At 40.3% G+C, this 13,412-nt stretch carries 12 protein-coding genes; all 12 read left to right on the forward strand.

Going from position 1 to position 13,412, the window contains the following annotated elements:
• Positions 1 to 69 precede the first annotated feature (69 nt).
• Positions 70 to 939 carry a branched-chain amino acid ABC transporter permease gene (locus D8848_RS04785; RefSeq protein ID WP_000941421.1) on the forward strand — a complete coding sequence of 290 codons (870 nt, stop codon included), beginning with the start codon at positions 70 to 72 and terminating at the stop codon, positions 937 to 939.
• Between the two features lie 3 nt (positions 940 to 942).
• A complete protein-coding gene (locus D8848_RS04790; protein WP_000662286.1) occupies positions 943 to 1,899 on the forward strand; it encodes a branched-chain amino acid ABC transporter permease in 957 nt (318 codons plus the stop codon).
• Positions 1,899 to 2,663, forward strand: coding sequence for an ABC transporter ATP-binding protein (locus tag D8848_RS04795; protein ID WP_001185997.1), 765 nt, complete (start codon positions 1,899 to 1,901; stop codon positions 2,661 to 2,663). Before D8848_RS04790 ends, D8848_RS04795 begins: the two co-directional genes overlap by 1 nt.
• Positions 2,663 to 3,373 carry an ABC transporter ATP-binding protein gene (locus tag D8848_RS04800; protein ID WP_000062200.1) on the forward strand — a complete coding sequence of 237 codons (711 nt, stop codon included), beginning with the start codon at positions 2,663 to 2,665 and terminating at the stop codon, positions 3,371 to 3,373. The genes D8848_RS04795 and D8848_RS04800 overlap by 1 nt, the downstream gene beginning before the upstream one ends.
• Positions 3,374 to 3,734: 361 nt before the next feature.
• Entirely contained in the window at positions 3,735 to 4,391 is a 657-nt protein-coding gene (locus tag D8848_RS04805) for a CBS domain-containing protein (RefSeq protein WP_004256822.1), read from the forward strand.
• Positions 4,392 to 4,498: 107 nt separating this feature from the next.
• A protein-coding gene (prfB, locus tag D8848_RS04815) for a peptide chain release factor 2 (RefSeq protein WP_125443047.1) occupies positions 4,499 to 5,594 on the forward strand; the annotation gives its coding sequence in 2 pieces (ribosomal slippage) (positions 4,499 to 4,570 and positions 4,572 to 5,594; 1,095 coding nt in all).
• Between the two features lie 17 nt (positions 5,595 to 5,611).
• A complete protein-coding gene (ftsE, locus tag D8848_RS04820) occupies positions 5,612 to 6,304 on the forward strand; it encodes a cell division ATP-binding protein FtsE (RefSeq protein ID WP_000022269.1) in 693 nt (230 codons plus the stop codon).
• Positions 6,297 to 7,223 carry a permease-like cell division protein FtsX gene (gene ftsX / locus D8848_RS04825; RefSeq protein ID WP_125443048.1) on the forward strand — a complete coding sequence of 309 codons (927 nt, stop codon included), beginning with the start codon at positions 6,297 to 6,299 and terminating at the stop codon, positions 7,221 to 7,223. The genes ftsE and ftsX overlap by 8 nt, the downstream gene beginning before the upstream one ends.
• Positions 7,224 to 7,406: 183 nt before the next feature.
• Positions 7,407 to 9,587: a PTS transporter subunit IIBC gene (locus D8848_RS04830; RefSeq protein ID WP_084819648.1), complete on the forward strand. Its 2,181-nt coding sequence runs from the start codon at positions 7,407 to 7,409 to the stop codon at positions 9,585 to 9,587.
• Between the two features lie 51 nt (positions 9,588 to 9,638).
• A complete protein-coding gene (locus D8848_RS04835) occupies positions 9,639 to 10,454 on the forward strand; it encodes an endonuclease/exonuclease/phosphatase family protein (protein ID WP_125443049.1) in 816 nt (271 codons plus the stop codon).
• Positions 10,455 to 10,594: 140 nt separating this feature from the next.
• Entirely contained in the window at positions 10,595 to 11,938 is a 1,344-nt protein-coding gene (locus D8848_RS04840; protein WP_125443050.1) for a DEAD/DEAH box helicase, read from the forward strand.
• Between the two features lie 213 nt (positions 11,939 to 12,151).
• A complete protein-coding gene (gene metK / locus D8848_RS04845; RefSeq protein ID WP_000003942.1) occupies positions 12,152 to 13,342 on the forward strand; it encodes a methionine adenosyltransferase in 1,191 nt (396 codons plus the stop codon).
• Positions 13,343 to 13,412 lie beyond the last annotated feature (70 nt).

Here is a 13,412-nt window from a genome sequence, read left to right on the forward strand (position 1 = left end):
TTTCGATGTTTAAGAACCTATCAAAAAGTGAGGGAAAACCCTCGAAATTATATAGAAAGAGTGAATCTTATGCTCCAACAACTTGTAAATGGTTTGATTCTAGGTAGTGTATATGCACTGTTAGCCCTAGGGTATACCATGGTTTACGGAATTATCAAGCTCATCAACTTCGCCCACGGTGATATTTATATGATGGGAGCCTTTATCGGTTATTTCTTGATTAATTCTTTCCAAATGAATTTCTTTGTAGCGCTTATTGTAGCGATGTTAGCGACAGCCATTCTTGGTGTCGTGATTGAGTTCCTTGCTTACCGACCTTTGCGTCACTCTACGCGTATTGCTGTTTTGATTACAGCTATTGGGGTTTCTTTCCTATTGGAGTATGGGATGGTCTATCTGGTTGGTGCTAATACTCGTGCCTTCCCTCAAGCGATTCAAACAGTTCGCTATGATTTGGGACCAATTAGCCTAACAAATGTGCAGTTAATGATCTTGGCTATTTCCTTGATTTTGATGATTTTGTTACAAGTCATTGTCCAAAAGACTAAGATGGGGAAAGCCATGCGTGCTGTATCTGTAGATAGCGATGCAGCGCAATTAATGGGGATCAATGTAAACCGTACTATCAGCTTTACCTTCGCTTTGGGTTCAGCTCTTGCTGGTGCAGCTGGTGTTCTGATTGCCCTCTATTATAACTCTCTTGAGCCTTTGATGGGGGTTACTCCAGGTCTTAAGTCTTTCGTTGCCGCAGTACTTGGTGGTATCGGAATTATTCCTGGTGCGGCTCTTGGTGGTTTTGTGATTGGTTTATTGGAAACTTTTGCGACAGCCTTTGGAATGTCAGACTTCCGTGATGCCATTGTTTATGGAATCCTGTTGTTGATCTTGATTGTCCGCCCAGCAGGTATTCTTGGTAAAAATGTGAAAGAGAAGGTGTAAACGATGAAAGAAAATTTAAAAGTTAATATTCTATGGTTACTCCTTTTGTTAGCTGGCTATGGCTTGATTAGTGTATTGGTTTCAGTTGGAGTACTAAACCTATTCTATGTACAGATTTTACAACAAATTGGAATTAATATTATTTTGGCTGTTGGCCTTAACTTAATCGTTGGTTTTTCAGGACAATTTTCACTTGGTCATGCTGGTTTCATGGCGATTGGTGCCTATGCCGCTGCTATTATTGGATCTAAATCACCAACCTACGGTGCCTTCTTTGGAGCTATGCTGATAGGGGCTTTGCTTTCAGGAGCAGTTGCATTACTTGTCGGAATTCCAACCTTGCGCTTGAAGGGGGACTATCTTGCGGTAGCGACTCTAGGTGTTTCTGAAATTATCCGTATCTTTATTATCAATGGCGGAAGCCTTACAAATGGTGCAGCAGGTATCTTGGGAATTCCTAACTTTACAACTTGGCAAATGGTTTACTTCTTTGTCGTGATTACAACCATTGCAACCTTGAACTTCTTGCGTAGTCCAATTGGTCGTTCAACCCTCTCCGTTCGTGAGGATGAAATCGCTGCAGAGTCAGTCGGTGTTAATACAACTAAAATTAAAATCATCGCCTTTGTCTTTGGTGCCATTACTGCAAGTATTGCAGGGTCACTTCAGGCAGGATTTATCGGTTCAGTTGTACCGAAAGATTACACTTTCATCAACTCAATCAACGTTTTGATCATTGTTGTATTTGGTGGACTTGGTTCCATTACAGGTGCGATTGTTTCAGCTATTGTCCTTGGAATTTTGAATATGCTTCTCCAAGATGTTGCTAGCGTGCGTATGATTATCTACGCTTTGGCCTTGGTATTGGTAATGATTTTCAGACCGGGTGGACTTCTTGGAACATGGGAATTGAGCCTATCACGTTTCTTTAAAAAATCTAAAAAGGAGGAACAAAACTAATGGCATTACTTGAAGTAAAACAGTTAACCAAACATTTTGGCGGTCTAACAGCTGTTGGAGATGTGACTCTTGAATTGAACGAAGGGGAACTGGTTGGACTAATCGGTCCAAATGGAGCTGGGAAAACCACTCTTTTCAACCTTTTGACCGGTGTTTATGAACCAAGCGAGGGAACAGTAACCCTAGATGGTCACCTTTTGAATGGAAAGTCACCTTATAAGATTGCTTCTTTGGGACTTGGACGTACTTTCCAAAATATTCGACTCTTTAAAGATTTAACAGTTTTGGACAATGTTTTGATTGCTTTTGGTAACCATCACAAACAACATGTTTTTGCTAGTTTTTTGCGCTTACCAGCTTTTTACAAGAGTGAAAAAGAATTAAAGGCTAAAGCCTTGGAATTGCTTAAAATCTTTGATTTAGATGGTGATGCAGAAACTCTTGCTAAAAATCTTGCCTACGGACAACAACGTCGTTTGGAAATTGTTCGTGCCCTCGCTACGGAACCTAAAATTCTCTTCTTAGATGAACCAGCAGCAGGTATGAACCCACAGGAAACAGCCGAATTGACTGAGTTAATTCGTCGTATCAAAGATGAATTTAAGATTACGATCATGCTGATTGAACACGATATGAATCTGGTCATGGAGGTTACAGAACGCATCTACGTACTTGAATATGGTCGTTTGATTGCTCAAGGAACTCCGGACGAAATTAAGACCAATAAACGCGTTATCGAAGCTTATCTAGGAGGTGAAGCCTAATGTCGATGTTAAAAGTTGATAATCTTTCTGTACATTACGGTATGATCCAAGCAGTCCGTGATGTAAGCTTTGAAGTGAATGAAGGAGAAGTAGTTTCCCTTATCGGTGCCAATGGTGCTGGTAAGACAACCATTCTCCGTACCTTGTCTGGTTTGGTTAGACCGAGTTCAGGAAAGATTGAATTTTTAGGTCAAGAAATCCAAAAAATGCCAGCTCAAAAAATCGTGGCAGGTGGTCTTTCACAAGTTCCAGAAGGACGCCACGTCTTCCCTGGATTGACAGTTATGGAAAATCTAGAAATGGGAGCTTTCTTGAAGAAAAATCGTGAAGAAAATCAAGCTAACTTGAAGAAAGTCTTCTCACGCTTCCCACGTCTTGAAGAACGCAAAAACCAAGATGCAGCCACTCTTTCAGGAGGGGAACAACAAATGCTTGCCATGGGACGCGCTCTTATGTCAACACCAAAACTTCTTCTCTTAGATGAACCATCAATGGGACTTGCCCCAATCTTTATCCAAGAGATTTTTGATATCATTCAAGATATCCAGAAACAAGGAACAACCGTCCTCTTGATTGAACAAAATGCCAATAAGGCACTCGCAATCTCTGACCGAGGATATGTACTGGAAACAGGAAAAATCGTTCTATCAGGAACAGGAAAAGAACTCGCTTCATCAGAAGAAGTCAGAAAAGCATATCTAGGTGGCTAAAAAGGTCCGGGGGACCTTTTTAGTCGGCGGATGAAGATTGCGAAGCAATCATCAGAATCCAGTGGATTGTTTTAGTCGGTAGATGAGGATTACGAAGTAATCACCATTAATAGTCCGGAGGACCTTTTTAGTCGGTGGATAGAGATTGCGAAGCAATTCTCATCTGCACTGGAAGGTTAGCTTCTAATCATTGAAACAAAACAGAATGAAGCTGTCTATCCTTCATTCACAGAGCTCGATTTTAGAGCTCTTTTTGCTAGCTTATTCATACTTTTCTGAATTTTGAAAAAGAAATGTAAGCGTTTGATAGATTTACAAAAAGATTGTATAATAGGGATGAGAATAGAAAAGGAGAAGTCTCATGGCAGTTAAAGATTTTATGACCCGCAAGGTAGTTTATATTAGTCCAGATACAACAGTATCTCATGCAGCAGATTTGATGAGAGAGCAAGGATTACATCGCTTGCCTGTTATCGAAAATGATCAATTGGTTGGTTTGGTGACTGAGGGAACGATTGCCCAAGCTAGTCCATCAAAAGCAACAAGTCTTTCTATCTATGAGATGAACTATCTTTTAAATAAGACAAAAGTAAAAGATGTCATGATTCGTGATGTTGTCACTGTTTCGGGCTATGCGAGTCTAGAGGATGCTACTTATTTAATGCTAAAAAACAAGATTGGTATTCTTCCCGTCGTTGATAACCATCAAGTATACGGAGTTATTACGGATCGTGACGTTTTCCAAGCCTTTCTTGAAATTGCTGGTTATGGTGAAGAAGGAATTCGTGTGCGCTTTGTTACGGAAAATGAAGTTGGTGTACTCGGAAAGATTGTTTCTTTGATTGTAGAAGAAAATTTGAATATCTCCCATACAGTAAATATCCCTCGTAAGGATGGTAAGGTCATTATCGAAGTTCAAATCGATGGATCAATTGATTTACCAGCCTTGAAAGAAAAATTTGAATCAGAGAATATTCAAGTAGAAGAAATCACTCGTACTTCAGCAAAAGTCTTGTAAGAAGGGAAGCCGAAAGGCTTCTTTTTTCATGAAAAGGGTAGTAGAGCAAAAGATGGAAAGAAATGATAGATTATGGTATAATAAAACGATATAAAAAAGGAGTATTTATGGACATTTCAGAAATTCGTCAAAAAATTGACGCAAATCGTGAAAAATTAGCTTCTTTCAGGGGGTCTCTTTGACCTCGAAGGTTTAGAGGAAGAGATTGCCATCTTGGAAAACAAGATGACAGAACCTGATTTTTGGAACGATAATATCGCGGCCCAAAAAACGTCGCAAGAATTAAATGAATTAAAAAACACCTACAATACCTTCCACAAAATGGAAGAGTTGCAGGATGAAGTTGAAATTTTATTAGACTTTTTAGTTGAAGATGAGTCGGTGTATGAAGAATTGGTAACGCAGTTATCCGAACTTGATAAGATGATGACCAGTTACGAGATGACCTTGCTCTTGTCAGAACCTTATGACCATAATAATGCGATTTTGGAAATCCATCCAGGATCCGGTGGTACTGAGGCTCAGGACTGGGGTGATATGTTGCTTCGTATGTACACTCGCTATGGAAATGCTAAAGGCTTTAAAGTGGAAGTATTGGATTACCAAGCAGGAGATGAAGCTGGTATCAAGTCAGTAACCTTATCATTTGAAGGACCTAATGCCTATGGTCTTCTCAAGTCAGAAATGGGGGTACACCGTTTGGTGCGAATTTCACCATTTGACTCTGCTAAACGTCGCCATACCTCTTTCACATCTGTAGAAGTAATGCCAGAATTGGATGATACCATTGAAGTGGAAATTCGGGAAGATGATATCAAGATGGATACCTTCCGTTCAGGTGGTGCTGGTGGACAAAACGTCAACAAGGTTTCAACAGGTGTGCGTTTGACACACATTCCTACGGGAACTGTCGTTCAGTCAACAGTCGATCGTACCCAGTATGGAAATAGAGATCGTGCCATGAAGATGTTGCAGGCTAAGCTCTATCAAATGGAGCAGGAGAAGAAAGCTGCGGAAGTCGATTCCCTCAAGGGTGAGAAAAAGGAAATCACATGGGGAAGTCAAATTCGTTCTTATGTTTTCACGCCATATACTATGGTAAAAGACCATCGAACTAGCTTTGAAGTTGCACAAGTAGATAAGGTTATGGATGGAGACCTAGATGGTTTTATTGATGCCTATCTCAAGTGGAGAATCAGCTAAGATAGAAAGGAACTCACATGTCAATTATTGAAATGAGAGATGTTGTCAAAAAATACGACAATGGAACGACTGCCCTACGTGGTGTCTCGGTAAGCGTTCAACCAGGGGAATTTGTTTACATCGTAGGACCTTCAGGAGCTGGGAAATCAACCTTTATTCGTTCTTTGTATCGCGAAGTAAAAATCGAAAAAGGAAGCTTATCTGTTGCTGGTTTTAATCTGGTTAAAATTAAAAAGAAAGATGTCCCTCTCCTACGTCGTAGTGTTGGGGTTGTCTTCCAAGATTATAAACTGTTACCAAAGAAAACCGTTTATGAAAATATTGCTTATGCAATGGAAGTTATTGGTGAGAGCCGCCGTAATATCAAAAAACGTGTTATGGAAGTTTTAGACTTGGTTGGATTGAAGCATAAGGTTCGTTCTTTCCCAAATGAACTTTCAGGGGGAGAACAACAGCGTATTGCGATAGCGCGTGCTATTGTAAACAATCCAAAAGTATTGATTGCGGACGAACCAACAGGAAACTTGGACCCAGATAATTCATGGGAAATTATGAACTTGCTGGAACGCATCAATCTCCAAGGTACAACTGTCTTGATGGCTACCCACAACAGTCAGATTGTAAATACCTTGCGCCACCGTGTCATTGCCATTGAAAATGGCCGTGTCGTTCGTGACGAAGCTAAAGGAGAATATGGATACGATGATTAGTAGATTTTTTCGTCATTTATTTGAATCATTAAAAAGTTTGAAACGAAATGGCTGGATGACAGTAGCTGCTGTCAGTTCAGTTATGATTACTTTGACCTTGGTTGCAATATTTGCATCTGTTATCTTTAATACGGCTAAACTAGCTACAGATATTGAAAATAATGTTCGAGTAATGGTATACATTCGTAAGGACGTAGCTGATAATAGTGAGACGATTGAAAAAGAAGGTCAAACTGTTACAAATAACGACTACCATAAGGTATATGATGCTTTGAAAGGTATGTTAACCGTTAAAAGTGTTACGTTTTCAAGTAAAGAAGAACAATATGAAAAGTTGACAGAAACAATGGGGGACAACTGGAAAATCTTTGAAGGCGATGCCAATCCTCTCTATGATGCATATATCGTTGATACAAATACACCAAGTGATGTAAAGACAGTAGCAGAAGAGGCTAAAAAAATCGAAGGTGTGTCAGAAGTTCAAGATGGTGGTGCCAATACAGAACGCTTGTTTAAGTTAGCCTCATTTATACGTGTCTGGGGACTAGTTATCGCTGGATTATTGATTTTCATTGCGGTGTTCTTGATTTCTAATACTATACGTATCACCATCATTTCACGAAGCCGTGAAATTCAAATCATGCGTTTAGTAGGTGCTAAGAATGGCTATATCCGCGGGCCTTTCTTGCTTGAAGGTGCCTTCATCGGTTTGCTTGGAGCAACACTTCCATCAGTTTTGGTATTTATTGTCTATAAAATAGTTTACCAATCAGTTAATAAGTCATTAGTTGGTCAGAACCTTTCAATGATATCACCAGAAGTATTCAGTCCACTGATGATTGCCTTATTATTTGTGATTGGAATTTTTATCGGTTCAATCGGATCAGGAATTTCCATGCGCCGATTCTTAAAAGTCTAAATTTTAATAGATGTATATTTGAGGAGATTTTACTATCTCCTTTTTTACTACAAAAATTTTAGAAAAAAGTCTACTTTTTTAATAAAAGCCTTTACAAAAAAAAAAAAAGTGGTATAATTGAATTGTAGAAAGTGCAAACGTTTTCGTAAAACGTTTGCCTAAATAAAAATAAAGGAGATTTGAATGATGAAAGATACATTCAAAAATGTCTTGTCTTTCGAGTTTTGGCAAAAATTCGGTAAGGCTTTGATGGTGGTTATCGCGGTTATGCCGGCTGCTGGTTTGATGATTTCAATCGGTAAGTCACTTGTGATGATCAACCCTAACTTTGCCCCACTCGTTACTACTGGTGGTGTACTAGAGCAAATCGGTTGGGGAGTCATCGTTAACCTTCATATCTTGTTTGCCCTCGCTATTGGAGGAAGCTGGGCTAAGGAACGCGCTGGTGGTGCGTTTGCGGCAGGTCTTGCCTTTGTCCTAATCAATCGTATCACTGGTACAATCTTTGGCGTATCAGGAGATATGTTGAAAAATCCAGAAGCTATGGTAACAACTCTCTTTGGTGGATCAATCAAAGTTGCTGATTACTTCATTAGTGTTATGGAAGCTCCAGCACTTAACATGGGTGTCTTCGTAGGGATTATTTCTGGTTTTATTGGAGCAACTGCTTACAACAAATACTACAACTTCCGTAAGCTTCCTGATGCACTTTCATTCTTTAACGGAAAACGTTTTGTACCGTTTGTAGTTATTCTTCGTTCAGTAATTGCTGCAATCGTACTTTCAGCTTTCTGGCCACTTGTGCAAACTGGTATCAATAGCTTTGGTATCTGGATTGCTAACTCACAAGAAACTGCTCCAATCCTTGCACCATTCTTGTATGGTACATTGGAACGCTTGCTCTTGCCATTTGGTCTTCACCACATGTTGACTATCCCAATGAACTACACAGCTCTTGGTGGTACTTATGAAGTCTTAACTGGTGCAGCAAAAGGTAGCCAAGTATTTGGTCAAGATCCACTTTGGCTTGCATGGGTAACAGACCTTGTTAACCTTAAAGGTACAGATGCAAGTCACTACCAACAATTGTTAGATACTGTTCACCCAGCTCGTTTCAAAGTTGGACAAATGATCGGTTCGTTCGGTATCTTGATGGGTGTGATTGTGGCTATCTACCGTAATGTCGATGCTGATAAGAAACATCAATATAAAGGTATGATGATTGCGACAGCTCTTGCAACATTCTTGACAGGGGTTACTGAACCAATCGAATACATGTTCATGTTTGTAGCAACACCTATGTACCTTGTTTACTCACTTGTTCAAGGTGCGGCCTTCGCTATGTCTGATGTAGTAAACCTACGTATGCACTCATTCGGTTCAATCGAGTTCTTGACTCGTACACCTATTGCGATTAGCGCTGGTATTGGTATGGATATTGTTAACTTTATCTGGGTAACTGTTCTCTTTGCCGTAATCATGTACTTTATCGCAAACTTCATGATTCAAAAATTCAACTACGCAACTCCAGGACGTAACGGAAACTACGAAACTGCTGAAGGTTCAGAAGAAGCTAGCAGTGAAGTGAAAGTTGCAGCAGGTTCTCAAGCTGTAAACATTATCAACCTTCTTGGTGGACGTGCAAACATCGTTGATGTTGATGCATGTATGACTCGTCTTCGTGTAACTGTAAAAGATGCTGACAAAGTCGGTGATGCAGAACAATGGAAAGCAGAAGGAGCTATGGGTCTTGTCATGAAAGGACAAGGAGTTCAAGCTATCTACGGTCCAAAAGCAGACGTATTGAAATCTGATATCCAAGATATCCTTGATTCAGGTGAAATCATTCCTGAAACTCTTCCAAGTCAAATGACAGAAGCACAACAAAACACTGTACACTACAAAGGTGTAACAGAGGAAGTTTACTCAGTAGCTGACGGTCAAGTTGTTGCTTTGGAACAAGTAAAAGATCCAGTATTTGCTCAAAAAATGATGGGTGACGGATTTGCTGTAGAACCTGCAAATGGAAACATTGTATCTCCAGTTTCAGGTACTGTATCAAGCATCTTCCCTACAAAACATGCTCTTGGTCTTGTGACTGAAGCAGGTCTTGAAGTATTGGTTCACATTGGTTTGGACACAGTAAGTCTTGAAGGAAAACCATTTACTGTTCATGTAGCTGAAGGACAAAAAGTTGCAGCAGGTGATCTTCTTGTCACAGCTGACTTGGATGCTATCCGTGCAGCAGGTCGTGAAACTTCTACAGTAGTTGTCTTCACAAATGCTGAAGCTATTAAATCAGTTAAATTAGAACAAACAGGTTCTCTTGCAGCTAAAACAGCAGTTGCTAAAGTAGAATTGTAATACACTTGAGGTTGGAAGCTGTTTTCCAACCTCTTGTTTTGGGAGAAAAGCATGAAATTTTTAACACTCAATACTCATAGCTGGATGGAAAAAGAAGCCGAGGAAAAATTCCAGCTCTTGCTTGAAGATATTCTTGATAAAGACTATGATTTGATATGTTTCCAAGAAATCAATCAGGAGATTACTTCGCCAGAGGTGGAGGTTAATGACCTTTATCAAGCTTTGCCAGCTGCTGAGCCTATTCATCAAGACCATTATGTTAGACTTTTGGTTGAAAAGTTGTCAGAGCAAGGAAAAGATTACTACTGGACTTGGGCCTATAACCATATCGGTTATGACCGCTACCATGAAGGTGTGGCTATCTTGTCTAAAACACCTATTGAAGCAAGAGAAATTTTGGTTTCAGATGTGGATGATCCAACAGACTATCATACTCGCCGTGTCGCCCTGGCTGAAACTGTAGTTGATGGTAAGGAGCTTGCAGTTGCAAGTGTCCACCTTTCTTGGTGGGATAAAGGTTTCCAAGAAGAATGGGCACGATTTGAGGCTGTCTTGAAAGAATTGAACAAGCCACTTTTGATGGCTGGAGATTTCAACAACCCAGCTGGTCAGGAAGGATACCAAGCTATTTTAGCTAGTCCATTAGGCTTACAAGACGCATTTGAAGTTGCTCAAGAGAAAAGTGGTAGCTATACTGTTCCACCAGAAATTGATGGCTGGAAGGGGAACACAGAACCCCTTCGAATCGACTATGTTTTTACTACCAAAGAGTTAGCGGTGGAAAATTTACATGTCGTATTTGATGGTAACAAGAGTCCGCAAGTCAGTGATCACTATGGCTTGAATGCTATTTTAAACTGGAAATAAGGACTAAAAAGAGGTTGGGATTCACAAATTCCAGCCTTTTTTTGATTAGATAAACTACTGAAAGTAAGCTCTATGAGTGAGACTACTGAAATGGAATAAAATATGGTATAATTGATAGGATAGATAGAATCGAGGATATTATGTCATTTACGAAATTTCAATTTAAAAAATATATTAGTGAAGCCTTGGAGGAGTTGAAATTTACAACTCCGACAGAGGTGCAAGACAAGTTGATTCCGATTGTTTTGGCAGGTCGTGACCTAGTCGGTGAATCAAAAACAGGTTCGGGTAAGACTCACACTTTCCTATTGCCGATTTTCCAGCAATTAGATGAAGCCAGCGATAGTGTTCAAGCAGTCATTACTGCACCGAGCCGTGAATTAGCTACTCAAATTTACCAAGCAGCCCGTCAGATTGCTACTCACTCAGAAGTAGAAGTTCGTGTGGTTAATTATGTGGGAGGGACAGATAAGGCTCGCCAGATTGACAAATTGGCAAGTAACCAGCCTCATATTGTTATCGGAACGCCTGGCCGTATCTATGACTTGGTTAAATCTGGTGATTTAGCTATTCATAAAGCTAAGACCTTTGTAGTTGATGAGGCAGATATGACCTTGGATATGGGATTCTTAGAAACGGTTGATAAGATTGCTGGAAGCCTTCCAAAAGATCTGCAATTCATGGTCTTCTCAGCGACTATCCCACAAAAGTTGCAACCATTCTTGAAAAAATACTTATCAAATCCTGTCATGGAGAAAATCAAGACCAAAACGGTCATTTCTGATACCATTGATAATTGGTTGATTTCGACCAAGGGCCGAGATAAGAATGCTCAAATTTACCAGTTGACTCAGTTGATGCAACCGTATTTGGCAATGATTTTTGTTAACACTAAAACGCGTGCTGATGAATTGCATTCATATCTGACTGCTCAAGGCTTGAAGGTGGCAAAAATCCATGGGGATATTGCCCCTCGTGAGCGCAAGAGAATCATGAATCAGGTAAAAAATCTGGATTTTGAGTATATTGTTGCAACAGATTTGGCAGCGCGTGGAATTGACATTGAAGGTGTCAGCCATGTCATCAATGATGCCATTCCGCAAGATTTGTCCTTCTTTGTTCACCGTGTTGGTCGTACTGGAAGAAATGGCCTACTAGGTACAGCTATTACCCTTTATCAGCCAAGTGATGACTCGGATATCCGTGAGTTGGAGAAATTGGGAATCAAGTTTACTCCTAAGATGGTCAAAGACGGGGAATTTCAAGATACTTATGACCGTGATCGTCGTGCCAACCGTGAGAAAAAACAAGATAAACTTGATATCGAAATGATTGGTTTGGTTAAAAAGAAAAAGAAAAAAGTCAAACCGGGTTATAAGAAGAAAATTAAATGGGCGGTTGACGAAAAGAGCCGTAAAACTAAGCGCGCGGAAAATCGTGCTCGCGGTCGTGCAGAGCGTAAAGCAAAACGCCAAACATTTTAATAGCAACTGTTGGAGTGCTGAGCTCCAACTTTTTGCTTTATGAGAACGAAATATCTACATTGAAACATCATATTAAAGACTGCAAATTGCTCTTAAAAATGGTATAATGGAAGAGTTATATAGTCCCGATAAGATGGTAGGTATTCAGCACTAAGAAATTTCCTATCAGTACTTTGTAACTCTATAACACTATTTTTAAGGGGGGACATTTTTATGTCAGAACGTAAATTATTCACGTCTGAATCTGTATCTGAGGGGCATCCAGATAAGATTGCAGACCAAATTTCAGATGCGATTTTGGATGCTATTTTAGCCAAGGATCCAGAGGCGCACGTTGCTGCTGAGACAGCTGTATACACTGGATCTGTCCACGTTTTTGGTGAAATTTCTACAAATGCCTATGTGGATATTAACCGTGTGGTTCGTGATACCATTGCAGAGATTGGCTATACCAATACCGAGTATGGATTTTCTGCAGAGACTGTAGGAGTACATCCATCTTTGGTGGAACAATCTCCTGACATTGCCCAAGGTGTTAATGAAGCCTTGGAGGTTCGTGGAAATGCAGATCAAGATCCGCTGGACTTGATTGGTGCTGGAGACCAAGGTCTCATGTTTGGCTTTGCAGTGGATGAAACAGAAGAGCTCATGCCTTTACCAATTTCACTCAGTCATAAATTGGTTCGTCGTCTGGCAGAACTTCGTAAGTCTGGGGAAATTAGCTATCTTCGCCCAGATGCTAAATCACAAGTTACGGTTGAGTATGATGAAAATGACCGTCCAGTACGTGTGGACACAGTTGTTATTTCAACTCAGCACGATCCAGAAGTCAGCAACGAACAAATTCACAATGATGTCATTAATAAGGTTATCAAAGAGGTTATTCCAGCCTCTTACTTGGATGAGCAAACCAAATTCTTCATCAATCCTACTGGTCGTTTTGTAATCGGTGGACCGCAAGGGGACTCAGGTTTGACTGGTCGTAAGATCATCGTAGATACTTATGGTGGCTACTCTCGTCACGGTGGTGGTGCCTTCTCTGGTAAAGATGCGACTAAGGTGGACCGTTCAGCCTCTTATGCGGCTCGTTATATTGCCAAGAATATCGTTGCAGCAGGCCTTGCTAAGAAAGCAGAAGTGCAATTGGCCTATGCCATCGGTGTTGCGCAGCCTGTCTCTGTTCGTATCGATACCTTTGGTACAGGAACAGTAGCCGAAAGCAAGCTTGAAAAAGCAGCCCGTCAAATCTTTGACCTTCGCCCTGCAGGAATTATCCAAATGCTGGACCTCAAGCGTCCAATTTACCGTCAAACAGCGGCTTATGGACACATGGGACGTACAGATATTGACCTTCCATGGGAACGTTTGGACAAGGTAGATGCTTTGAAAGAAGCAGTAAAATAAGATTTTAAGAGGGAGTTCCCCTCTTTTTAATATACTATTTCCTCTAAAATAATTGAAATTATAGCCTGAA

Source organism: Streptococcus mitis, from assembly GCF_003942775.1.
GTDB classification, from domain to species: Bacteria; Bacillota; Bacilli; order Lactobacillales; family Streptococcaceae; genus Streptococcus; species Streptococcus mitis_CN.

Coding starts and splice junctions, on each gene's coding strand:
- ftsE (WP_000022269.1), top strand. CDS start 5,612: ATGTCAATTATTGAAATGAGAGATGTTGTCAAAAAATACGACAATGGA.
- D8848_RS04835 (WP_125443049.1), top strand. CDS start 9,639: ATGAAATTTTTAACACTCAATACTCATAGCTGGATGGAAAAAGAAGCC.
- D8848_RS04830 (WP_084819648.1), top strand. CDS start 7,407: ATGATGAAAGATACATTCAAAAATGTCTTGTCTTTCGAGTTTTGGCAA.
- D8848_RS04805 (WP_004256822.1), top strand. CDS start 3,735: ATGGCAGTTAAAGATTTTATGACCCGCAAGGTAGTTTATATTAGTCCA.
- D8848_RS04800 (WP_000062200.1), top strand. CDS start 2,663: ATGTCGATGTTAAAAGTTGATAATCTTTCTGTACATTACGGTATGATC.
- metK (WP_000003942.1), top strand. CDS start 12,152: ATGTCAGAACGTAAATTATTCACGTCTGAATCTGTATCTGAGGGGCAT.
- D8848_RS04795 (WP_001185997.1), top strand. CDS start 1,899: ATGGCATTACTTGAAGTAAAACAGTTAACCAAACATTTTGGCGGTCTA.
- D8848_RS04840 (WP_125443050.1), top strand. CDS start 10,595: ATGTCATTTACGAAATTTCAATTTAAAAAATATATTAGTGAAGCCTTG.
- D8848_RS04785 (WP_000941421.1), top strand. CDS start 70: ATGCTCCAACAACTTGTAAATGGTTTGATTCTAGGTAGTGTATATGCA.
- ftsX (WP_125443048.1), top strand. CDS start 6,297: ATGATTAGTAGATTTTTTCGTCATTTATTTGAATCATTAAAAAGTTTG.
- D8848_RS04790 (WP_000662286.1), top strand. CDS start 943: ATGAAAGAAAATTTAAAAGTTAATATTCTATGGTTACTCCTTTTGTTA.